This window comes from Fibrella aquatilis (assembly GCF_017353255.1).
In the GTDB taxonomy this organism is placed as follows: Bacteria; Bacteroidota; Bacteroidia; order Cytophagales; family Spirosomataceae; genus Fibrella; species Fibrella aquatilis.
On record NZ_JAFMYU010000023.1, the window covers coordinates 47,867 to 71,476 of the forward strand.

General features: G+C 57.9%; 15 protein-coding genes. 11 read left to right on the plus strand and 4 right to left on the minus strand.

Going from position 1 to position 23,610, the window contains the following annotated elements:
* Positions 1-49: 49 nt before the first annotated feature.
* The 3 genes from J2I48_RS22745 to J2I48_RS22755 form a co-directional block, all read right to left on the minus strand.
* Positions 50-889: a TIGR01459 family HAD-type hydrolase gene (locus J2I48_RS22745; RefSeq protein ID WP_207337809.1), complete on the minus strand. Its 840-nt coding sequence runs from the start codon at positions 887-889 to the stop codon at positions 50-52.
* Positions 890-1,028: 139 nt separating this feature from the next.
* Positions 1,029-3,854 (minus strand): M16 family metallopeptidase, encoded by a 2,826-nt coding sequence (locus tag J2I48_RS22750; protein ID WP_207337810.1) that lies wholly within the window; start codon positions 3,852-3,854, stop codon positions 1,029-1,031.
* A 79-nt stretch (positions 3,855-3,933) separates the two neighbouring features.
* Complete coding sequence (locus J2I48_RS22755) at positions 3,934-5,268, minus strand: Gfo/Idh/MocA family protein (RefSeq protein WP_207337811.1); 1,335 nt, start codon at positions 5,266-5,268, stop codon at positions 3,934-3,936.
* A gap of 214 nt (positions 5,269-5,482) precedes the next feature.
* Here J2I48_RS22755 and J2I48_RS22760 point away from each other — a divergent pair, with 214 nt between their 5' ends.
* The 11 genes from J2I48_RS22760 (at position 5,483) to J2I48_RS22810 (ending at position 21,989) form a co-directional block, all read left to right on the plus strand.
* A complete protein-coding gene (locus J2I48_RS22760) occupies positions 5,483-6,922 on the plus strand; it encodes a leucyl aminopeptidase family protein (RefSeq protein WP_207337812.1) in 1,440 nt (479 codons plus the stop codon).
* A gap of 99 nt (positions 6,923-7,021) precedes the next feature.
* Positions 7,022-7,606, plus strand: a complete 585-nt coding sequence (locus J2I48_RS22765; RefSeq protein WP_207337813.1) for an RNA polymerase sigma-70 factor — start codon at positions 7,022-7,024, stop codon at positions 7,604-7,606.
* A gap of 75 nt (positions 7,607-7,681) precedes the next feature.
* Positions 7,682-8,743 carry a FecR family protein gene (locus J2I48_RS22770; RefSeq protein ID WP_207337814.1) on the plus strand — a complete coding sequence of 354 codons (1,062 nt, stop codon included), beginning with the start codon at positions 7,682-7,684 and terminating at the stop codon, positions 8,741-8,743.
* A gap of 122 nt (positions 8,744-8,865) precedes the next feature.
* Positions 8,866-12,258, plus strand: a complete 3,393-nt coding sequence (locus J2I48_RS22775; RefSeq protein WP_207337815.1) for a SusC/RagA family TonB-linked outer membrane protein — start codon at positions 8,866-8,868, stop codon at positions 12,256-12,258.
* A gap of 14 nt (positions 12,259-12,272) precedes the next feature.
* Entirely contained in the window at positions 12,273-13,832 is a 1,560-nt protein-coding gene (locus J2I48_RS22780; protein ID WP_207337816.1) for a RagB/SusD family nutrient uptake outer membrane protein, read from the plus strand.
* An 11-nt stretch (positions 13,833-13,843) separates the two neighbouring features.
* Entirely contained in the window at positions 13,844-17,500 is a 3,657-nt protein-coding gene (locus J2I48_RS22785; protein WP_207337817.1) for a VCBS repeat-containing protein, read from the plus strand.
* A gap of 7 nt (positions 17,501-17,507) precedes the next feature.
* On the plus strand, positions 17,508-18,947 hold the full coding sequence (locus J2I48_RS22790) for an alpha-L-fucosidase (RefSeq protein ID WP_207337818.1): 1,440 nt from the start codon (positions 17,508-17,510) through the stop codon (positions 18,945-18,947).
* Between the two features lie 175 nt (positions 18,948-19,122).
* Positions 19,123-20,025, plus strand: coding sequence for an alpha/beta fold hydrolase (locus J2I48_RS22795; protein WP_207337819.1), 903 nt, complete (start codon positions 19,123-19,125; stop codon positions 20,023-20,025).
* A gap of 83 nt (positions 20,026-20,108) precedes the next feature.
* Entirely contained in the window at positions 20,109-20,999 is an 891-nt protein-coding gene (locus J2I48_RS22800; RefSeq protein ID WP_207337820.1) for an NmrA family NAD(P)-binding protein, read from the plus strand.
* Between the two features lie 16 nt (positions 21,000-21,015).
* A complete protein-coding gene (locus tag J2I48_RS22805; protein ID WP_207337821.1) occupies positions 21,016-21,429 on the plus strand; it encodes a hypothetical protein in 414 nt (137 codons plus the stop codon).
* A gap of 194 nt (positions 21,430-21,623) precedes the next feature.
* Complete coding sequence (locus J2I48_RS22810; RefSeq protein WP_207337822.1) at positions 21,624-21,989, plus strand: helix-turn-helix transcriptional regulator; 366 nt, start codon at positions 21,624-21,626, stop codon at positions 21,987-21,989.
* 224 nt (positions 21,990-22,213) lie between these two features.
* Here the strand turns inward: J2I48_RS22810 and J2I48_RS22815 are convergent, their stop codons facing one another.
* Positions 22,214-23,605 carry a DUF1501 domain-containing protein gene (locus J2I48_RS22815; RefSeq protein ID WP_207337823.1) on the minus strand — a complete coding sequence of 464 codons (1,392 nt, stop codon included), beginning with the start codon at positions 23,603-23,605 and terminating at the stop codon, positions 22,214-22,216.
* Between the last annotated feature and the right edge of the window lie 5 nt (positions 23,606-23,610).

The window sequence follows — 23,610 nt, forward strand, 5'->3', positions numbered from 1 at the left end:
CCTGATTCAATATGCCAATGTGGGGCATTAGCTATGCCGCGCCATAGATTTACACCGCTGCCGAGACGCAGACGTAGGTTGGGATGATGCCCGTGGCCTGAATGCGCAGGTCTACGTCCTGGGCGGGGGTGTTGCCGGTGAGGACAAGGGCCGTGTCGAACCCGAATTTGTTGCCACCCAGGATATCGCTTTTCAGGGTATCTCCCACCATCAGGATATCGCTTTTGGTAATGGGCATTCGGTCGCGCAATAGATCATACGCAAACATAAACAGCTGAGCGTCAGGCTTACCAAAGCGAATAAATTGCTTACCTACAATGCGCTCCAGCATATCGGCCACGGCCCCAATGGCCACCGCCACCTGACTACCCGCCACGGGATACGTAGCGTCGGTGTTGGCCACGATGACGGGAATATTGCGCCGACGGAGCAGGTTTACGGTCTTGTTGAGGTCGGTGTTCCAGTCGAAGCCTTCATCGTCGAGGAGTACAAGCGCGGTGATGTCGTCGGCGTGGTCGAGGTCTACGTCGGCAATGGGCAGGGCGTGGAGGTCAGCGTTTTCGATGTAATGCGCCGAGGTGTCGGTGCCCAGGTAGGCCACAGTGCCGTGGTTTACTTTCAACTGCAGATACTCCCGCGCCAGCATCCCCGACGACACGATGCAGTCGGCGGTGATTTGGGGCAGACCCAGCCGGGCGTAGGATTCAGCCAGTTGGTCGGGGCTACGCGAGGCGTCGTTGGTGAGGACGTAGAACGGTTTTTGCGCCGCCACCAGTTGCCCGATGGTCCGGTCTACGCCGGGGATGAGGCCGTGTGCATTTTTCAACACCCCGTAGGCATCGAAGAAAATGGCTTTGTACTGATCGAGAAGGTTGGCGAAGGGGGTCACGTTCTGTTTTGTGTTTACTGTCTTCCGTTTACTGTTGGCTGTCGCGCGAAGCTACGCCTGTATGGTACAGGGCGCAAAAAAAGCCCCCTATCCAACGGTGTTTACCATTGAACAGGGGGCTTTTTCTGCGCTCCTTTGGTTACTGTTTTTTGCCGGTACCTACTGCTGCGGGTGCGGGGGGCGTGGGCTTGTCGGCGAGGGCTTTTTTGGCTTTGGCGAAATCACCCGCCTTGATGAGAATCAGCTTGGCGGGGTCGATGTGTTTTTTCACCGCCGCGTTGATCTGGGCCGGGGTCAGCGCCTCGAATTTCTTGTCCAGGTCGGCGTCGAAAGCCATGGTCCGGTTCAGGTAGAGGTAGTTGTTGAGCGTGCCCGCCAGCGAGGGGTCCTGCGCCCGCGTCACCTGCCGCGACTGCAAAAAGCCCGATTTGGCCGCCGCTACCTCTTCGGCCGTGAAGCCGTCGGTGCGCACCTTGTCCAGCTCCTCGCGGAACGCTTTTTCCAGCCGGTCGGTGTTTTCCGGGTTGTACATAGCGTAGGTGGTAAAGTTGGCCGACTTGTCGAGCGAGCTGGCACTCAACTGCGACCCCACGCCGTAGCTGATACCTTCTTTCTGCCGAATGCGCGTGGCCAGCCGCGAGTTGAGGAAGCCGCCGCCCAGCATGTAGTTGCCCAGCACCAGGGCCGCGTAGTCGGGGTCGTCGTCGCGGAGGGGGAACATGTAGCCCGCCAGCAGCATGGCGTTGGCTTTATCGGGCGTTTCCAAAGCTATCGTCTCTGATTTCAAGGGCTTTACCTCGCTCACGATACGGCTGAAGGGCATCTTGGCCTTCCACGAGCCAAACTCGTCCATAATCACCTTACGCATGACGGGTTCGTCGAAATCACCCACAACGGAAACGGTGGCGTTTTGGGCACCGTAGAACTGCTGATGAAAGGTTTTCAGGTCTTCCAGTTTCGCTGCTTTCAACGCCGCCACCTGCTCATCGAAGGTCTGCGTGTAGCGCACGTCTTCTTTGTCGTACGGATTAATGGCGCGGCTGTAGGCGTTGCTGGCCTGCGCCATCGGCTCGGACCGCTGCGATTCGATACCCGCCAGTTGCTCCTGCCGCAGTTTGTCGAATTCGTCGGCACTGAAGACGGGGTTTTTAAGCACATCGGCCACCAGCCGCACCACGGCGGGCAGGTTTGCCTTGTCGGTTTTGATGATCACGTTGACGTTGTTACCACCACCGAAAAAGTCCACCTGCGCCTTCAATTTGTCGAGTTCGTCTTTGATCTGTTGGCGCGTGCGGGTGCTGGTGCCCTTGTTAAGCATATTGGCCGTGAGTTCGCTGACGGTGCCTTTGTTCATCAGGCTCTTGATGTCGCCGTAGCGGATGGTCATGCGGGCATTTACTTCGTTGCCTTTGGTGAGCTTGGGCAGCAGGGCCAGTTCAACGGTGTTGGGTTGCTCGATGCGCTTGGTCCGCCCGTCGATGTTGGCCGGTGAAGCGTCGAAGGCTTCACCCTGTGCCACCAGCGCCCGGCCCTTGTAGCCGCTCACCAGTGCCGCCACGTCGGGGGCTTCGGGTACCTCCGTGCGGTCGGGGGTGGCGTCGGGCATAAACAGGCCCACGGTGCGGTTGCTGGGTTTAAAGTATTGCTTGGCCACGCGCTGCACATCGGCGGGGGTCACTTTCTCCAGTTGGTCTCGGTAAATGAAGCCCAGCCGCCAGTCGCCGGTGGCGATGAACTCGCTCATGGCCAGGCCCACGCGGTCGGTGTTGCGAAACTGAAGCTCTACGTCTTTGAGCAGCTTGGCGCGGGCGCGGCCCACTTCTTCGGCAGAGGCCAGCGTGATCGAGGCCGAGTCGAGGGTGTTGAGCATGGCCGCTTTCGCCTCGTCGATAGACTTGTCTTTCAGCAGTTCGGTGGCGAAATACACGAAGCCCGGCTCTTTCAGGCTAAAGGTGTAGCCGTACTGGCTCGACGCTTTTTTGGTCTCGACCAGGTTCTTATACAGCCGCCCGGCGGGTTCGCTCGTGAGCAGTTCCACCAGCACGTCCATGGCGGCATAGTCGGGGTGCGAACCGGGCATAATGTGGTAGCCGGCGGCCACCACTTTGGTGTCGCCTACGCGGCGCAGCACCACGTTGCGCTCACCGTCCTGAATGGGTTCGATGGTGTGCGAATCGGTCAAGATACGCGCCGGACGGGGTATCGCGCCAAAATAATCGTTGACCAGGGCCAGCGTTTTGGCTTCATCTATCTTACCGGCCACCACCAGCACGGCGTTGTCGGGCTGGTAGTAGCGCTTGTAGAACGCCTGCAAGTTTTCGATGGGCACCCGCTCAATATCAGACCGGTTGCCGATGGTGCTTTTGCCGTAGTTGTGCCACAAGAACGCTGTGGCTACCACGCGCTCATTCAGCACGTTCTGCGGCGAGTTTTCGCCAATCTCAAACTCGTTGCGCACCACCGAAAACTCGGTTTCGAGGTCCGATTTCTTGATGAACGAGTTCACCATCCGGTCGCTTTCCAGGTCAAGCGCCCATTTCAGGTTCTCGTCGGTGGCGGCAAAAGTCTCGAAATAGTTGGTACGGTCTAGCCAGGTGGTGCCGTTGGGGCGGGCACCGTGGGCGGTAAGTTCCTGGGGCACGTTGGGGTGCTTGGTTGAGCCTTTGAAGACCATGTGCTCCAGCAGGTGGGCCATACCTGCCTCGCCCAACCCCTCATGCCGTGACCCCACCAGGTAGGTGATGTTGACGGTGACGGTAGGCTTCGATACGTCGGGATAGAGCAGCACTTTCAGGCCGTTTTTCAGCTGGTATTCCGTGATGCCTTCCACAGAAGCCCCTTTGGTGACGCCCGCCGGTAAAGCCGCTGGGGCAGCGGGTGTTTGGGCCAGGGCCAGCAGTGGCCCGCCCAGGGTGAGTGCCGCTGCAACGCTCCAGCGACAAAGTAGGTTGGGGTAGATGTTCATGAATACGATTTGGTTTTGCAGCAAAATACGCCAAATGGTTGCAAGTCTACCTTGCTATTTATCAACAGGCAGTACGTTATTACACCGTCGGTAATTTCCAGTCGTCGGCATAACGCGCCTTCACCATTTCAGTAGCTTTGGCATCGTCTACAACGGTTTGGGTAGCCTCGTTCCAGACCAGTTTCCGGCCCAGGCGGTAGGCCATATTGCCCAAATGCGCGTGCAGGGCCACATTTCGGCCCACCTCGGCGGGGGCGTTGGGTTGCTGCCGGTTGCGGATGCACTCCACAAAATTGCGGGTGTGGCGGTCCAGGTCGTTGCCATACATGCGCCGGGGTGGTTGGGCGGGCATGAGGTAGTTGCCATTATCGGCTTCGGGCAGCAGTTCCCAGCCGTCGCGGTCAACCACCAGCGTGCCCAGGTTGCCCACAAACGCCACGCCATGTTCCCGATTATACGGACCGCGCCCAATGCCAATGGCCTGTTCCCAGAGCAACGTAAAGTGGCCATAATCATAGACCGCCTGCATGGTGTCGGGGGTTTCACCGGCATGGTCGGGGAAGCCAAACCGCCCGCCCGACGCCATCACCGATTTGGGTGCGGTGACATTCATACCCCACAGCGCCATGTCGATCATGTGGGCACCCCAGTCGGTCATGAGGCCCCCGGCATAGTCCCAGAAATAGCGGAAACTGCCGTGAAACCGGTTGCGGTTGAAGGGTCGTTTGGGGGCCGGACCCAGCCACATGGCATAGTCAACGCCCGCGGGCACGGGTTCGTCGGGCAGCACGGGGAAGGTTTTTCCGTAGGGCATGTAAGCCCAGGTTTTCACCAGCCGCACGGTGCCCAGCTTCCCCGACCGGACCATATCGATGGCGGCTTTCCAGTGGTCGCCGCTGCGTTGCCATTGGCCCACCTGCACAATGCGATTATGCTTGCGGGCAGCGGCCACCATCAGGTTGCACTCTTCGATGGTGGTGGCCATGGGTTTTTCCACGTACACGTCTTTCCCCGCCTGGCAGGCCATAATGGTGGGCAGGCAGTGCCAATGGTCAGGCGTGCCGATCACTACAGCATCGATAGCCTTGTTTTCCAGCAGTTTACGAAAGTCATTATACAGCGTGGGCTTGCTGGCTATGGTGGTCTGAGCGGGTAGCTTTTCCAGTTCGGCGGCCCGTTTGGTTAGCACGTTCTGGTCTACGTCGCAAAGGGCCACGCAGCGCACACCGGGATTTTTCAGCATAGATGTGAGGTCGGCCCAACCCATGCTATTACCCCCAATGAGGCCCACAGAAATGGTATCGGCGGGGGCAACGGGCCGGGCTGAGGCACCAGCCAAACTGGCGGGTAAGAAGGCACCAGCGGCGGCTACCTGCGTAGACTGGCGAAGAAAACGACGACGGGATGAACGCATAAATGGTCGAGGGCTGGTACAAAGTGTAAAAGGTATCGCTTTTTGCCCACTACTCGTTGAGCGGTTTGTGCAAACCCCGCCCCGCGCAACTCAACGAAACTTGGTTTGGCGCTCGTGTAACAAATTGCGCAGCTTTACGGGCTAAAAATCAGTTATACCTGTACCGCCGCTCGATACCAGTTTGCGTTGCCGGTGGCCACTGACCAGTATTCCTATGACGATCCAATTTCACACCAGCCCCTACCCTGCCGAAACCACCATTTGGCCCGTGCTGAAAGGCCAACCCCTACCCGACGTAGCCGCCCCCGCTCAGGCCGATTTCAAGGCCGATCTGGCCGAAACGTGCCTGCTCTACGGCCCCGACGGGCGTAAGCACCTGCTGCTGGGGCTGGGCGAAAAACCGGGACAGCAGGACTTGCTAAAGGCCTTTCGGAAAGCGTTCTACACCTACAAAGCGAAGCTCAACAGTCAGGTGAGCCTGAGCCTGTCGGGCTTCGATGCCACGCAGGCCGAGGCTATTATGCTGGGCATCTACGGCGGGGGGTACAATCTAAAACTATACCAGACCACCCAGCCCGAAACAGCCCTGTTCTATACCGACACGGGCGTCTTGCATTTACAGCATACTGAAAGTGAACAGTTTACTCTTCAGCAAGCTACTCTACAGGCCCGTATCATCTGGGATGCGCAGCGCGACATGCTCGATCTGATGAATGCCCCGTCGAACTACAAAACGCCGCAAACCCTGGCCGACTGGGCCGTGGCGTCGGGGCGGCAGCATGACTATGGCGTCACGATTCTGGACCACGACGAGCTGGCCCGGCAGGGGTACAACGCGCTGCTGAGCGTGGGGCAGGGCAGCGAGAATCCGCCCCTGCTCATCATCTGCGACTACAACCCGGCCGACCGTACTGGCCCAACGGTGGGGCTGGTGGGCAAGGGCGTCACCTTCGATACGGGCGGGGTCTCGATTAAGCCGTCGGCGAACATGCATCTGATGAAAAGCGACATGGGCGGGGCGGCGGCGGTGTTGGGTACGGTGGAAGTGGCCGCCCGCCTGAAACTGCCTCTGCGCGTGGTGGGCATCGTGCCCGCCACCGAAAACGTCGTCGACGGTATGGCTACTAAACCCGGCGACGTCATTACGTCGTACCTGGGCAAGACCATCGAGATCATCGACACCGACGCCGAAGGTCGGGTGATCCTGGCCGACGGCCTGGGCCACATGGTGCGCCACATTCAGCCCGACGTCATGATTGACCTGGCGACCCTTACCGGCAACGTCATTGCGGCGCTGGGTTATCAGGCGGGGGGGCTGTTTACGGCCAACGACGACCTGGCGGCGCAACTGCTGGCGGCGGGCACCCAAACCGGCGAACGTCTCTGGCAGCTACCCCTCTGGGATGCTTACAAAGACGACATCACCTCAGACGTGGCCGACGTGAAAAACTACAGCGGCAAGCCCATCAACGGGGCCATTGCCGCCGCCAAATTCCTCGAAGCCTTCACCGACAACCACCCCGCCTGGGCGCACCTCGACATTGCCGGCATGGCCTTCGCCGACACCGAGTTTGGTCAGCAAAAAAACGCTACTGCCTTCGGAATCAGGCTGTTGATAGACTACCTGAAACTAGTTGGTGCTCGCGAAATATAGTGCGGAACAAGCACCTAGCAGGAACACAGTACATTAAGCTAGGTAGTGCCTTTAAGAAAAAAGTAGGCAAGAGCATACTTGCCCGGAAATGACCTGCCAATGTCAGCCTCATACAACGTGCATTCAGATTCAGACCTGGTCAGGCGGTTGGCGCTGGATGACCAGGCGGCGTTTGATGCATTGTATGAGCGTTATTTCGCGGCGCTGTTTAGCTATTCCGACGCCAAAACTGGCGACCATTATGCCGCGCAGGAAATTGTACAGGAACTGTTTATCAACCTCTGGCAGCACCGCCACCGATTGGCACTGACCGGGTCCATAAAAGCCTACCTCTTTACCTCAGCCAAGCACCTGGTGATCGACCAGTATCGGCGTACGGCCACCCGCAACCGTCATCAGGCGGCTTTCTCCGACCATCAGCTGCTGGCCGCCAACCTCATTGACGAACAGCTTGAAGCCGACGAACTGCAACAGACGTACGAACGGCTGCTGGCGCAACTGCCCGACAAGTGCCGCCGCGTATTCAGCCTGAGTCGGCAGGGCTATACCAACGCAGAAATCGCTAACCGGGAAGGCATTGCCGAAAAAACGGTAGAACAGCACATTACAAAAGCCCTGCGGATGCTGCGGCAGTATTTAACCAAGTCGGCCCTGGCAATGTTGCTTTTTTCATTATTCCACTAAAAATTTTCACTATACGCTAAGGGTTGCGTTAGGGGCGGTGCGTCTTATCAGCACTACCATCCCCCCGTATGCTGCATGAAACCCCTGCCTTTTCCACCCGACCTGCTCGACCGATACCGCACCAATACGGCCACCGACGACGAACGGCTGACTGTCGACGCCTGGTATGACACCCTGCCCGAAGACTCCGATTACCTGCGTTTACTGGACGCTGCCAGCCGTCGGCAACTTCAGGAACAAACGCTGGGAGCCATTCATACATCGCTGGGCCTGACCGGGGCCGGTCCGCAGCTTATCTCATTCCAGCCAAGGCCGAGCCGTTGGTATCGCCACCCCTGGTTTGTGGCGGCGGCTCTGGTAGTGCTCGTGGGCGGCTGGTGGGTTATCCAGCTAGCCAGAACAGGCAACCAGGCAACATCCGGGTCGGCTACGGCAGTAGTCACACCGGGCCACGACATAACGCCAAAACAGATTCGGTTCGTGAACCAGCAGTCGCGCATGGTGGCTCGGCACCTACCCGACGGAACGGTGGTCTGGCTGCACCCACAGGCCGACCTGAGCTATCCGGCGGTGTTCGCCGATGACCGGCGCAACGTGACGTTTTCGGGAGAAGGGTTCTTTGACGTGGCCAAAAATCCGCATCGTCCGTTTCTGATTCAGAGCGGCCCGATGCAGATCAAAGTGCTGGGCACGAGTTTCAACGTGCGGGCCACCCCGCACCAGGCCATCTTTGAGGTGGCCGTGGTCACGGGCCGTGTACTGGTACGGACAACGCCGTCGGCGGGCCGAAAAAAGACCGACCCCGTGCTGCTGCTACCCCGGCAAGAAGTTCTTTACAACCTCAGCAGTAACCAGTTAACCCGCTACAGCCTGCCCGCCAACAGCCGCCGCCCTATCTACGAACCGGTCTCGGTGGCGTTCGCCAATGCGCCCATGAACGCGGTGGTAGACCAACTGGAGGCCCGGTTCAACGTCCGTATTCAGGTGGCCAACGCCGCCATCAACGCCTGTAAGCTCACGGCTGATTTTACCAACCAGTCGCTGCCGGCCATTCTGGAACTGCTCTGCACCTCGCTCGATGCCACCTACACCATGGCCGGCGATACCGTCATCATCACCGGCGAAGGTTGCCAGTGATGTAAAAAAGGGGGCCGACCGTGTACCACCACGACCGGCCCCGGCAACGTACCCCGCTGGCCGCGTACCACCGCACCAATGGGCATTTGGGTTTCATGTGCTACCATAAAACGAGTAAAACTATGTCTTTTCTACCAAACACGACACCGGCGTTCCGGCGAATCATCATGCGGGTGGGTCTGCTTCAATGGTTGTTTGTTGTGCTGATGTCGGGCGCGGGCATGGCCCGCAACGGGCTGGCCCAACCGGTGCTGGACAGACCCGTGTCGGTGCGGCTTAGTAATATGCCGCTCCAGGACGCCATCAGCCAATTACAAACTCAGGCGCAAGTTCGATTTGTGTATACGTCGCGCATTCCGCTAACGGAGCGTGTCACACTCGTGGCCCAGGGTGAACTGCTGGTATCGGTGCTAAACCGGCTGCTGAATCCGTTGCGTATCAATTACAAAGTCATCAACGAGCAGATCGTGCTGTCGCGGCAGGTTGTCGGCCTGTCTGCTATCAACCCCACCTTGCTAAAGACATTATCGGCGGGTACGTTACCGGTAGCTGACGTGCTCGTTAAAGGGCGGGTGACGGACAGCGAAAAAGGCGAGGGACTGCCCGGCGTGAGTGTGGTCGTCAAAGGCTCATCACGCGGCACCACCACCGACAGCGATGGCAATTACCAGCTCAGCGTGGCCAACGACAGGACGGTACTGGCGTTCAGTTTTGTGGGCTACGAAGGGCAGGAGGTCACAGTCGGCAACCGAACCGTGCTGAACGTTGAGCTGAAACCGGACAACAAATCGCTGAAGGAGCTGGTGGTAGTGGGCTACGGCACCCAACAGCGGGCCAACGTGACGGGTGCCATTGGCTCCATCAAAACGGCTGACATCAACAACATCACCACCGCCAACTCGTCGGCGCTGATTCAGGGCAAGGTGGCGGGGGTGCGGGTAGAGAATGCGGGCGGTGCGCCGGGGGCCGGGGTCAACGTGATTGTGCGCGGCACCGGCACCTTTGGCAACGACCAGCCGCTGTACGTGATTGATGGCAACATTACCACGTCTATGGATTTTCTGAACCCGAACGACATTGCCGGGATAGAAATCCTGAAAGATGCGTCAGCAGCGGCCATCTATGGCAACCGGGCGGCCAACGGCGTGGTGCTGGTGACCACCAAACAAGGCAGTACGGGCGCCACCAAAATCAATTTCAGCGCCAAAGGCGGCATTCAGGGGCCAACCAACCGGCTCAAGTTTATGAACGCCCGACAGTATGCCGACTACATCAATCAGGCCGCCGACAACGACGGGCAACCCCGCGCCCCGGCCAACACAACCGCCTTTGACCCCACCATCGACACCGACTGGCAGAAGCTGTCTATCGGCAGCGCCGCCCCGGTGCAGGATTATAGCCTGAACCTCTCTGGTGGCAACGAAAACGCGAAATTCTACATCTCCGGGCAGTATTTCGACCAACAGGGCATTGTGGTTAACTCTGGTTTCAAGCGGTATAATCTCCGGGCCAACTCCACCTTCACCAAGGGCCGGTTCCGGCTCACGGAGGCTCTGTCGCTGTCGCGGGCAATCAACACGCCCAACGTATGGTGGGGCCGAGAACGGGGCGAGATTCCGACGATTCCGGTGTATAACCCCAAAAACGACGGCGGTTTTGCTGGCATCGACCCCGTTTTCAACGGCTTGCCGCGGGGTATCAACTGGTATGGCCTGTCGTTTCTGAACGAAAACCGGCAGACCAACGACCAGATGCTCGGCAGTATCGGGGCCGAATATGAGCTGATCGACGGGCTGCGGTACAAACTCAACCTCGGCCTCGACTACACGGTGGGCAACGCGTTCAGCTACCTCCCCACGTTCTTTTTCAGCACCTCGCAGGAAGCCTTCAACAATGTCTCGCGCCTGGATGAGGTCAACATCCGGGGCCTGGGTACGCTGATCGAACACACGCTGAGCTACGGCAAAACGTTCGGTAAACATACGATTGATGCCCTGGCCGGTTATACGCAGCAGGTCAACGAATTTCGGTCACTGGGCGCTACCGGGGCCGATTTTCCCACAAATTCGCTGCGCGTGATCGACGCCTCGACGGTGCGGGTCAATGCCACCGGCGACATTCAGCGGAACGTGTTGCAGTCTATCCTGGGGCGAATCAACTACAACTACGCCGGCAAATACCTGCTTTCGGCCACCATCCGGCGCGATGGTTCGTCGCGGTTTGCGCCGCAGAACCGGTTTGGCACCTTTCCGTCGGTGTCGGCAGGCTGGCGCCTCAGCGAAGAATCGTTCTTCCCCAAGAACAGCATCCTTAACGATGCCAAACTGCGGGCCAGCTACGGCGTGCTGGGGTCGCAGAACATCGGCAACTACGTCACCACCAGCGTATTGAACATCAACGCCAGCTACTTCTTTGCCGGGGGTGTACAGCCCGGCACCGCCCTAACCAATTTCGCCAACCCGAACGTGGTATGGGAAACCAGCAAAACCACCGACATCGGCACCGACCTGAGTTTCCTCAACGGCATGTTTACGGTGGTGATGGATTACTACGACCGCCGCTCGGAAGGTATCCTGACCAACTTACCCATCCCCACGTCGGGGGGCGTAGGGGCCAGCATTGTCAAGAATGCCGCCACGATCCGCAACCAGGGGTTTGAGTTTGCCGGAACCTACAACCACCGCCCGGGCGATAACGGCCTGAAATACAGCATCACGGCCAATTTCAGCACCATCCGAAACCGCGTTTTGGCGCTCGGCGAAGGCGTCAGCCCCATCAACGGCGGCAACTTTACGCAGGAAACCTTGCAGGCCACCCGCACCGACGTGGGGCAGCCGGTAGGTAGCTTCTACGGCTTTGTGGTTGATGGGATCTACAACACCCAGGACCAGATTACCGCCGACGGACGGACCAACGTGCGTCCCGGCGATTTTCGCTACAAAGACCTCTCAGGCGACGGCAAGCTCAATAACGATGACCGTACGTACCTCGGCAGCCCAATCCCCAAGTTCGAGTACGGGGCCATTTTCAATGCCTCCTGGCGCGGTTTCGACCTCAGTATGTTTGTGCAGGGCGTACAGGGCAACAAGATCTGGAACGCCAATAAATTCAAGCACCTGCTGGACTTTGGCGGAGACAAACTGCTGATCGGCACCGCGGCATGGACACCCACCAACACCAACACCGACATTCCGCGCGCCACCTTGTCCGACCCGGCCAACAACCGGCGGGCCTCGTCTTTCTACGTAGAAAACGGCTCGTACCTGCGGCTGAAAAGTATGCAGATCGGCTACACCCTACCCGCCACTTTCGTCAAAAAAATGCAGCTGTCGGGGGCGCGGGTGTACCTACAGGGCCAGAATCTGCTGACGGCCACAGCCTATACGGGCTACGACCCGGAGATTGGTCGCGGGGGCAGTCCAACGCAGGCAGCGGGCCTGTTTGGCGCGGGCGTCGACGTGGGCATCTACCCCCAGGCGCGGAGTTTCTTTGCCGGTATTGACATCACTTTCTAACAACCGATACGATCATGCTTTCGATAAAACCAACCAAGGCAACCCGGTTTGTCAGCCGGGCAATCACCCTGTCGGCTCTGTTGCTGACATCTACCGTGCTAACCGATTGCAGCGAGAAAGCCCTCGACGTGCCCAATCCCAATCAGCTTAGCCCCAGCATATTCTGGCGCAATGCCACCGACGCCGAGAAAGGCCTGGTGGCTACCTACGGTCCGCTGACCACCATTCAGGGTTGGGGCCGGATGTTGGGCGCTATCCTGACCACCCTGCGGGGCGACGACGTGAACCCCTACCCGGCGCAGGAGGTCAATGACGTGGGCACGTTTGCCGTAGCGGCTACCGACGGTCGGGTGGCCGAGGGCTGGGGTGAACTGAACGCGGTGGTAGCACGCGCCAATCAGGTGCTGGCCAACGTGCCGGCTATTCAGATGGACGAAACCCGCAAAAAGCAGATTCTGGGCGAGGCCTATTTCCTGCGTGCCCTGGCGCACTTCTACCTGCTCAACATGTGGGGCAACATTCCGCTGATTACCAAGCCCGTCAATACGCTGGACGATATTCTGGTGCCGCAGGCCGCCCCTGCCCAGGTGTGGGAAAGCATTAAATCAGACCTGAAACTGGCGCAAACCAACCTGCCCGCCCAGGCCAAAGACGTGGGCCGGGCCACGTCGGGGGCAGCCACAGCCCTGTTGGGCAAGGCGTATCTGTACACCAAAGACTGGGCCGCCGCCACCGCCGAGTTTAAGAAGATCGTGGATGGCAATACCTATAAACTCGTGCCCAATTACCAGGACAACTTTTTGGCCACGACCAACAACAACGCCGAGTCTATTTTCGAACTCCAGTACCAGAACTCGACCACCGGCAACTGGGGTCCCAGTGGTACGCCAAACCCCTGGCGGGGGCAAGCTTGGGAACCCGATATTGCCCCCAAAGGCTACACCAGTCAGGCGGGCACCACCATCAATCGCTGGGTGTATGACCTGTTTTTGAAGGAGAAAACGACCACCGGTGCCATTGACCCCCGCGCTTTTGCTACCATGGTCTGGAACTATCCCGGTGCCAAGGTGTATCAGGACGATTTCACGAAGGCGTTTAACGGCACCGACCAAAACAACGTCTGGGTGCGGAAATACCTCAACTTCGACCGGACCAGTTCGCTTACGCCCGGTAGCTGGGCCTACGCCACCAACAACCGTCGGCTGATTCGCCTGGGCGACGTGCTGCTGATGTATGCCGAAGCCGAAAACGAAGCCAACGGCCCTACACCAGCCGCCTATGCCGCCCTTAACCGGGTGCGGGCACGGGCCACCATGCCCCTTATCGCAACGGGTCTGAGCAAAGAGGCTTTTCGGGAGGCGGTACGGACCGAACGGGTGCTGGAACTGACCGCCGAGGGCGACCGGTTTCTGGACTTGCTGCGCTGGGGTACGGTGGCCGACGTGTTCACCAAAAACCGGGCCTTGCGCTCGAATAGCGGCGGGCAGTTTCAGGCCAACAAAAACGAGTACCTGCCCATCCCGCAGAACGACATCAACACCAACCTCAAACTCAAACAGAATCCGGGTTATTGATCGCGCCACCCATGAAGCCAACGCCGTTGCTCAACCGCCTGTGGATGGCCCTGCAAAAATGCCTGTGGCTGAAGCAGTTGTGCACAGGTGGCGTAGTGCTGCTGTTGGTTGACACGTGCCAGACAGGCCCCAGACAAGCCCCGCTTTTTGCCATGCTCGATGCGGGGCATACCGGGCTGACCTTTGCCAACACCATTACCGAAAGCGACTCGGTAAATGTGCTCAACTACTACTATTGCTACAATGGCGGGGGCGTGGCCGTGGGCGATTTCAACAACGACGGGCGGCCCGACTTGTTTTTTGGTGGCAACATGGTCTCTTCAACGCTCTACCTGAACGAGGGCAACCTGCGCTTCCGCGACGTGACCCAGACGGCCCGGCTCACCACCACCGACTGGGTCATGGGCGTGTCGGTAGTAGACGTCAATAACGACGGCTGGCTCGACGTCTACCTGAACGTGGCCGGGCCGGAGCGGGCCATTCGGGGACACAACCGGCTGTTTATCAATGGCGGGCTGGGCAAAACGGGCGTTCCGGTGTTTACGGAACAAGCCGCCGCGTATGGCCTAGCGGCGGAGTCGTTCAACGTACAGTCGGCATTTTTCGACTACGACCGCGACGGCGATCTGGACATGTATTTGATGACGAACCAGGTCAACGGCGTGGACAAAAACATGGTTGTCCCGCCCGGTTATCCCGTCACGCGGGGAGCCACCACCGACCGGCTGTATGAAAATCTGGGCGTGTCTGACTCGCTGGGGCATCCGGTTTTTGTGGACGTGTCGGCCCGCGTCGGCATCAGGCACGAGGGCTACGGCCTGGGGCTGAGCATTGCCGACCTGAACGCCGATGGCTGGCCGGATATCTACGTGGCCAATGATTTCATGACCAACGACCACCTGTATATCAACCAGCCTGACAAAGCGGGCAAACGGGTGTTTACGGACCAATGCCAGACGGGGCAGCGGCACCAGAGTTACAACGGCATGGGCGTCGACGTGGCCGACATCAACAACGATGCTTGGCCCGACGTGCTGGTTGTCGATATGCTGCCGCAGACCAACCAACGGCGCAAAACCACTATTGCGGGCATGAACTACGAGAAATTTCTGCTCGAATCGCAGGCGGGTTACGTGCCGCAGTTTATGCGAAACACGCTGCAACTCAACCGGGGTAACGGCCCGGCAGGGGTGCAGTTTTCCGACATCGGGCAGTTGGCGGGTGTGCACGCCACCGACTGGAGCTGGGGACCCCTGCTGGCCGATTTCGACAACGACGGGCTGCGGGATTTGTACATTACCAACGGGTTTGTCAAGAACATCACCGACCTAGATTTTGCCAACTACCAGGCTGCCGAAACTATGTTTGGCTCCCAACAGGTCCGCAATGATCAGCAGCAGGCACTAACCAAACGACTCACCGGCGTCAGCGTCTCGAACTACGTATTCCGCAACACCGGCCAACTGACGTTTACGGACGAAACCGAAAACTGGGGCATCAACAGGCCATCCTATTCAAACGGAGCCGTGTACGCCGACCTGGATAGCGATGGCGACCTGGACCTGGTGACCAGCAATATCAATGAACCGGCCTATCTCTACGAAAACCGGGCAAACAAACGCCCCGACGCCGCTACGTTTCTGACCATCAAGCTGTTGGGCAGCCCGCAGAATCGGCAGGGAATTGGCAGCACCGTCACCGTCTATGCTGGCAACCGGAGCCAAACCGTCTACGCCTCACCCGTGCGGGGGTATTTGTCGAGCATCGACACACCGCTACACATAGGCATGGGCCGGGCACGCCGGGCCGATTCGGTGGCGGTGGTTTGGCCCGATGGTTGGCGACAAGTGCTGAAAAACGTCAAAACCAACCAGCAGCTCACGCTCAGTTACAGGAACCGGTCGGCGAAAACCGCCCCTGTCCCGTCAGAAACGCCGCTATTTGTGGTGGCCAACAACGCGCTGGGTATTCACTGTAAACACGTAGAAAACCGGCATAACGACTTCGTTGAAAACCCGCTGCTGCTTCGACAATACGACCGTGGCGGCCCGGCCCTGGCCGTGGGGGATGTGGATGGCCGACAGGGTGACGACTTTTTTGTGGGCGGCTCGGCGGGGCAACCGGGCCTGTTGTTTCGGCAGCAGGCCAACGGCCGGTTTATCGGCGCGGCCATTAACCAGCCCGAAGCCCGGTGCGAAGATGCCGGGGCCTTGTTTTTCGATGCCGACAACGACGGAGACACCGACTTGTATGTGGCCAGTGGCGGCAGCGAATTCAAACCCGAATCGGCTGATTACCAGGACCGGCTGTACCTGAACAACGCCGCCCGCCAACCCGGCAACGCATCGTTCACCCTGGCGCCCAACGCCCTGCCGGCTATGCGCACCAGCAAAAGTTGCGTGGTCGGGGCCGACTATGACCACGACGGCGACATCGACCTGTTTGTGGGGGGACGTTACCAACCAGGGGCGTATCCGGACGCTCCCCGCAGCTATCTCCTGCAAAACAACGGCGGCACCTTCCAGGATGTCACGGCGCAAACCGCCCCCGATTTGGTACGCCCAGGCATGGTGAGCGGGGCCGTCTGGACTGACGTTGACAACGATGGCTGGACCGACCTGATCTGCGTGGGCGAATGGATGCCGATTACGTTCTTCCAGAATCGGCACGGGCGGCTGGTGAACGTAACCGGGCAGACCGGCCTGGGCGACAGTCGGGGCTGGTGGAACAGTATTCTGCCCGTTGATATTGACCGCGACGGCGACATGGATTACGTAGTTGGCAATGCCGGCACCAACCTGGACTACGCCCCCAAACCCGGCCAGCCCCTGGCACTCCTAGCCGGTGATTTCGACCACAACAAACGCACCAAACCCATTGTCTTTCAGTATGTTCTGACGGCAAACGGCACCCGCGAACAGGCGCCGTTTGCCGGGCGCGACGACCTGCTGAAACAGTGGGTGGGCCTGCGGGGCCGCTTCCTGGACTATGCCAGCTATGGCGAAACAACGCTGGCTCAACTGCTGACGAACACTAAGCCGACAGAACATACCAACCTCACGGCCAGCACCTTCGAGACGTCAATTATAGAAAATCTGGGCGGGGGGCGGTTTAAGCGCCGGGCCTTGCCAGCGGAAGCGCAATTCTCAGCCACATTTGGCATCCTGGCCGACGACTTCACCGGCGACGGGTTGCCCGACCTATTGCTGACGGGCAACAACCACGCTGGCGAAGTGCTCTATGGCTGGGCCGATGCCTCGTTAGGGGTGTTGCTGGCGGGCGACGGACGGGGCCATTTCCGGGCCGTATCGCCCCCCCATAGCGGCTTGTTCCTGGCCAACGACCACCGGAGTCTGGCGCAGCTACGCACTAACCGGGGCCGGGCGGTGGTGCTGGCCGCGGCCAACGCCGACAGCCTGGTGGCACTGGTGCAGACCCAGCCTACCGGTGGTCGGGTGCTGACGGCCCGCCCACTAGATGCCTACGCCCTGCTGCAACACACCGACGGACGCACCAGTCGCCACGAGTTTTCGTACGGGGTCGGTTACCTGACCCAGTCGGCGCGGTCGCTGACGGTGCCGGACAAGGTGCGCACCATAACCATTGCTGATACCCGGGGCAACCGGCGCGTTGTTCCGACTACTGATTTACCACGAATTAATCCTTAGAAGACCGATGAAATCAACCCGCTTAATAGCCGTGCTCCTGCTGTTTTCTGTTGGCCTGTGCGCGGCTCAAACCCCGGCTGTTCGCTACGACACCACGCAGGCTTCCATTGACAAACACCCCGTGCCGACCTGGTTTAACGATGCCAAGCTGGGCATCTTCATCCACTGGGGGTTGTATTCGGTGCCGGGTTGGGCCAAAGGCACCAAAAAACCCTTGCAGGAGATTCTGGCCAAGACCGCCGGCGAAGAATGGTTTGCCAACAACCCCTACGCCGAATGGTACCTTAACTCGCTTAAAATTGACGGCAGCAGCACCCAGCAACACCACAAGGCAACCTATGGCGACACGTTCAGCTATGATGATTTCGTGCCGGTGTTCAACCGCGAGATCAAGCAGTGGAACCCCGACCAGTGGGCCAAACTCTTCAAAGACATTGGGGCTAAGTACGTGGTGCTGACCACTAAACACCACGACGGCTTTTTGCTCTGGCCCAGCCGCACCCCCAACCCATCGAAGAAAAACTACCAGGCGAGCCGCGACATTGTGGGCGAACTGTCAGCCGCAGTAACCGGGCAGGGTCTGAAAATGGGTCTGTACTACTCCAGCGGATTAGACTGGACGTTTAACCCTAAAACGATCAAAAATTTCCCCGACCTGTTCCAGGCTACGCCCCAGCAATCCGACTACGTGGCGTACCTGGGCAACCACTGGCGCGAACTCACCGAACGCTACAACCCAGCCGTACTATGGGCTGACATTGGCAGCCCGAAAGCGTATAACCCGGTGCCGGTGATTGCCGAGTTTTACAACAAAAACCCGGAGGGCGTAGTCAACAACAGGCATACGTTTGAGTTTGCCGCGCCCAAAGCCAAACCAGCCGTTCATTACGATTTCACCACGCCCGAATACCAGGTGCTCGACACGATTAACACCAAGAAGTGGGAAACGTGTCGGGGTATCGGGCTGTCGTTTGGCTACAACCAAACCGAGGATGCCGCCACGTTTCTGTCGGTCGATGCCCTGGTGGACTCCTTCGTGGATATTGTGAGCAAAAACGGCAACCTGCTGCTCAACGTCGGTCCCGAAGCCAACGGCACTATTCCGGAGGGGCAGCTAAGTCGGCTGAGGGGTTTGGGTGCGTGGCTGAAAGCCAACGGAGAGGCCATCTACGCCACCCGACCCTGGACGCAGGCCGCCGCCAAAACGACCGATGGTGGGCGCGTCAGGTTCACTACCAAAGCCGGTAAGTTGTACATGGTGTTGCTCGACGAGCCGGTGGGCAAACGCGTCACCATTGCCGACTTGCCGCTGGGTGCGGTTAAAACCGTAACCGAACTGAGTAGCGGAAAACCCGTGAAACACACGCTAACCAACCGAACGCTGACACTTATCCTACCTGCCAGCCAACCCAAAGCCGTTGCTTATGCATTCTCATTGGTCGAGTGAAGCCCGATCTCTTAACTCTATTGCCGACGCGGTTACCACGTTTTGAATGACCACACGAATGATATATAGGACTATTAACTAGCTTTTTGCGGCTATTTTAGCCAAATATATTGACAGACATTTGTGGTGTGCTAAACGTAAACGCGCTCATAGCTTTTGCTTGAGCCACCAACAAATGACCAATGTCTCGTCAACAGCAACTAATACAGGGCACCATAACGGATCTGAGGCACCGTCGCTCTTGCCAGCGGGTTTCACAGAGGCCACTGTGGCCGTCAATGGTATACGGATCCATTACGTACTGGGTGGTCAGGGTGAGCCGCTGGTGCTTGTACACGGCTGGCCCCAGACCTGGTACGCGTGGCACCGGCTAATGCCCGCGCTGGCAGCGCACTATACGGTTATTGTGCCCGACCTGCGGGGGGCGGGCCTCTCCGATAAACCCGCCCCCGCCATGGGCTACGACGCCTATACCCTGGCCGACGACCTACACCAACTCGTGCAGCAGCTGGGCTTCTCAAGCATTCGGCTGGTGGGTCATGATATTGGGGCCATGGTGGCCTACGCCTACGCCGCTACCCATCCCACCGAGGTATACCGGCTGGGTCTTTTCGACGGCCCGCTGCTGGGCGTTGGCCCGCAGTTGCCCCCACGGCCCGGCATTTGGCACCCTGGCTTTCACATGACGCCAGCACTGCCCGAACTACTCACGGCAGGCCGGGAGCGCGACTACCTAACCTATTTCTTTACTCACTTTGCCTACGACAAAACCGCTTTCTCGACGGCCGAAGTAGATGAGTTCGTGCGGGCCTACTCGGCTCCGGGTGCTATGAGCGCAGGTTTCGAGTGGTACCGGGCCTTTCCCGCAACCGCAGCCCGCAACCAGGTGAGCGCTCAAACTAAATTGGCTATGCCCGTTTTAGCCCTGGGCGGGCAGCATTCGGCCGGTCCAACCATTGTAGCCACGGTACAGGCAGTGGCCGATGATGTGCGCGGGGGTAGCGTACCCAATGCCGGGCACTGGCTGGCGGAAGAAAATCCGGCTTACCTGCTAGACCAACTCATTGCATTTCTGTAAATGGGTGGGCAAACAAGCCTATCTACCTTCATAACGTATCACCCAATTAAAGGGCTGCTGACTAGTCAGTTGCTCCTTCAAGCATGAAAAATATCATTTTAGTGGCCGGTGCTACCGGAAACTTAGGCGGCCGAATTGTTCGTCAACTTCTTAACCGGGGCGCCGTTGTACGCGCTATCGTTCGGTCTAGTGCCAACGCATCAACCGTACATGAGCTACGGCAACTTGGTGTAGACATCGTTGTGACCGAGTTGACAGATCTCCAGGGGCTTACTCAGGCTTGCCAAGATGTTGCCTGTGTGGTATCGGCCGTGCAGGGGCTACATGATGTAATCATTGATGCACAAGGCCTGCTACTCCAGGCGGCTATAGCGGCTAACGTGCCCCGGTTTATTCCGTCCGACTTTTGTAGTGACTTCGTACCGCTGCCGGCGGGTGAGAATCGCAATTTTGACCTCCGTCGTGACTTTAAAAAAATTATCGATGCGGCCCCCATCCAGGCAACGTCCATTTTCAACGGTGCTTTTGCCGAGGTGCTCACCTACAACGTTCCGCTGCTAAACCAAAAAGACAAAACGGTGGGGTATTGGGGCCGTGCCGACTGGGCTATCGACTTCACCACTATGGCCAGCACGGCGGCTTTTACGGCAATGGCGGCATTAGATACGGCCACACCCCGGCTCCTGAAGATTGCCGATTTTCAGATCAGTCCAGTTCAATTAGCAACCCTAACGGGCCAAGTGCTGGGTACGCCCTACCAACTGGTTAACAGAGGCAGTCTGGAAGCATTATCCAATTACAACAAGAAAGAGCGGGCCGCCCATCCCGAAGGCGAACAACAACAGTATCCTGCCTGGCAACAGAGTCAGTATCTGCATAGTATGTTTAGCGTTCAATTCGACCAAGTAGACAACGCACGCTATCCGGCTCTTACCTGGACGAGCGCCGCTGACCTACTGGCCACGCTTAGATAACGTTGGTTGTCAGCTTATGCTTTTTGAATTCCTACCCGATGAGCTTGATTTTATGAACCGCTTTGCGGCCAGGCTCAACACACCCGTTATTGATAATACCCTGACCATTCCCGAGTCGGTAGGGAGTGGTCAGGTAAAATACGTTAACCTATACCCCGACTTTAACCTAATTATTCATGCCTACACCTTAAACGAAGAATTGATAATCAAACGGTTAGCACCCGAAAAGCCGGAAGACACAATCAATTTTTTATTTAACATCAATCAGGACCTGTCGACACTAAAAGACCCGAAAGCGTCGTCGATAAATAATGAGCTGGCGATCCGGATTATCTCACATGACCTGGCATCTGACATTCGTTTTCCCCACACTCGTCGATTAATTACGTGGTCATTAGTACCAAGCGGCAAACGCTTGAGGCACTTCTGAACATCACACAACCCAACACGGTTGTACAGACTATACTGACAAAGAACAGCAGTTTTCTCTTTTACGAAAACCTGAGTCTAAGCTTCCAGAAAATACTAAAGCAATTAACTGACGGTCAGGAAGATAACCCACTAATCAGCCTGCATTATAGAATTAAAATTCAGGAGTTAATCTACCTGGTTTTTAACCAATTAATGAAACGACAAACCAGCCAGCATAGCACTATCAACAAAGCCGACATCGACAAAATTTTCTTGGTGCGACAGTTGATAGTGTCCGATTTAAGTAGCCCCCCTTCGCTGAAAAACCTCTCTACAGTATGCGGATTGAGTGTGACCAAGATGGCCGGTTTATTTAGTCAAATATTTGGCGATACGATTTACAATTACTACCAAACCATTCGGATGGAAAAAGCGGCCAGTTTATTAAAAATGGGTGCACACTCGGTGTCAGAAACGGGTTATCAGTTGGGCTTCGTTAATTTGAGTCATTTCACCAGGGTTTTCGAAAAACACTACGGCGTAAAGCCAAAAAAATATTCGTTCGGTGAGTCAGCTTAATACCTAGTTATTTAACTCATACTTCTATCTGGTCAGCAGTGTATTTTTCGTGGACAATACGCACTTTGCCGGTATCATGCTTTTCATACTTGTTGAAAAAAAGTTAATGCTAACCAAACCATGGAGTCTACTCCACGATTTTCCTAGAAATACAACACCCGGTTCTACCGTCAGGTAGAATCTGGTGTTATACGTGACGTGTTCATAGGGCACTATATAGATCCTTATGCCATGAACCCCAGCGGATTGGCCGAGCCGCTGATATTGTAGAACCGCGAGATATTAGGCAGCACCAGGGGCAGATCGGACTTTGACACGCCCATCCAGATGGCCAGTTCCGCCGCCATCTGATCCACCGACGTAGTTGGAATCAGGCGACCCCGGCCCGTATCAAGCGAGTTGTTCTGAAACAAGTCTGGGTAGGTACCGTAGATTTTCTGGCCGTTGACGGCCCCACCCACCATAAACTGGTTGCCCCCCCAGGCGTGGTCCGAGCCTTTGGCATTGGAGGTCAGGCTGCGACCAAACTCCGAGGCTGAAAACAGGGTCACGTTGTTCTGCACGCCCATGGCTACGGTGAGGTCATAAAAAGCCTTCACGGCGTCGCTCACTACGGGGATCATAGCCGCCATATTGTCAACCACGTTGTCGTGGAAATCCCAGCCGCCCCACTGCACGTAGAAAATCTGGCGCTTCACCCCCAGCGTGTTGCGCCCGGCAATGATCTTGGCCACCTGCCGCAGCTGACTGCCCAACGGCCCGTTGCCCAGGTTGTCGGCCGGCAGCGGGTTGGCGGTGGCCTCGGTGAACTGCTGATACGCATCCAGCGAGTTGCGCTTCATGCGGGCATACGTTTTGTCGAGCATATTTTTGTATTCCTGCGCCAGCTGATTGTCGATGGCGCTGTGCCGGATGGGGTCGTAGCCGCCCGTGCCTGCGTAACCGTTCAGGGCCGAGGCCCCGCTAGCGTTGACCGTGTAAGGCACGATCTGGTTGCCCACCTGGAAGAGGTTGTTGCCCGAAATCGAGATGTTCATCGACACGTTGGAACTGATGTTGGCGCTCTCCAGCAAATCGGCGGCACGACCGGCCCAGCCTACCCCACTGCGCACGTCGGGGATCGACGACTGCCATTGCTCCTGCTGGTCGGAATGGGAGAAAATACCGTAGGGCAGGCTGTTGCCCGTGTTAAAATCGCCCAGCGTAGTGGGGCGTACTAAACTACCCACATTGGCCAGAAACGCCAGTTTCTGCTGAGTAAACAGCGTTTGCAGGCCCGTAGCTCCGGGGTGCAGCGCCAGCGGGCGGCTAGCCGTGTTGAGCGGGCTGATAGGTAGCAGCGAGGCCTGTGGCAGGGCCAGATCGGCCCGTACCTGGGCATATTCGCTATAGGCTGCCCCGGTGGGCACCAGCAGGTTGAAGGAGTCGTTGCCACCAGGCAGAAACAGGCAGATCATAGCCCGATAGTCGGTAAAGCCGGCCGCGTTCTGGGCCACCGCCGAGTTGGTCAGCAGCATATTGGTGAGTGTGCTCAGCAGGGAGGTGGTACCCACGGCAGCGCAGGAGGCCTGCCCCAGAAACTGCCGACGATTGATTGAATTGTGAGAAGCTTTCATGGGGA

Coding starts and splice junctions, on each gene's coding strand:
- J2I48_RS22795 (WP_207337819.1), top strand. CDS start 19,123: ATGACCAATGTCTCGTCAACAGCAACTAATACAGGGCACCATAACGGA.
- J2I48_RS22775 (WP_207337815.1), top strand. CDS start 8,866: ATGTCTTTTCTACCAAACACGACACCGGCGTTCCGGCGAATCATCATG.
- J2I48_RS22810 (WP_207337822.1), top strand. CDS start 21,624: ATGAAACGACAAACCAGCCAGCATAGCACTATCAACAAAGCCGACATC.
- J2I48_RS22750 (WP_207337810.1), bottom strand. CDS start 3,854: ATGAACATCTACCCCAACCTACTTTGTCGCTGGAGCGTTGCAGCGGCA.
- J2I48_RS22815 (WP_207337823.1), bottom strand. CDS start 23,605: ATGAAAGCTTCTCACAATTCAATCAATCGTCGGCAGTTTCTGGGGCAG.
- J2I48_RS22760 (WP_207337812.1), top strand. CDS start 5,483: ATGACGATCCAATTTCACACCAGCCCCTACCCTGCCGAAACCACCATT.
- J2I48_RS22800 (WP_207337820.1), top strand. CDS start 20,109: ATGAAAAATATCATTTTAGTGGCCGGTGCTACCGGAAACTTAGGCGGC.
- J2I48_RS22765 (WP_207337813.1), top strand. CDS start 7,022: ATGTCAGCCTCATACAACGTGCATTCAGATTCAGACCTGGTCAGGCGG.
- J2I48_RS22770 (WP_207337814.1), top strand. CDS start 7,682: ATGAAACCCCTGCCTTTTCCACCCGACCTGCTCGACCGATACCGCACC.
- J2I48_RS22805 (WP_207337821.1), top strand. CDS start 21,016: ATGCTTTTTGAATTCCTACCCGATGAGCTTGATTTTATGAACCGCTTT.
- J2I48_RS22780 (WP_207337816.1), top strand. CDS start 12,273: ATGCTTTCGATAAAACCAACCAAGGCAACCCGGTTTGTCAGCCGGGCA.
- J2I48_RS22790 (WP_207337818.1), top strand. CDS start 17,508: ATGAAATCAACCCGCTTAATAGCCGTGCTCCTGCTGTTTTCTGTTGGC.
- J2I48_RS22755 (WP_207337811.1), bottom strand. CDS start 5,268: ATGCGTTCATCCCGTCGTCGTTTTCTTCGCCAGTCTACGCAGGTAGCC.
- J2I48_RS22785 (WP_207337817.1), top strand. CDS start 13,844: ATGAAGCCAACGCCGTTGCTCAACCGCCTGTGGATGGCCCTGCAAAAA.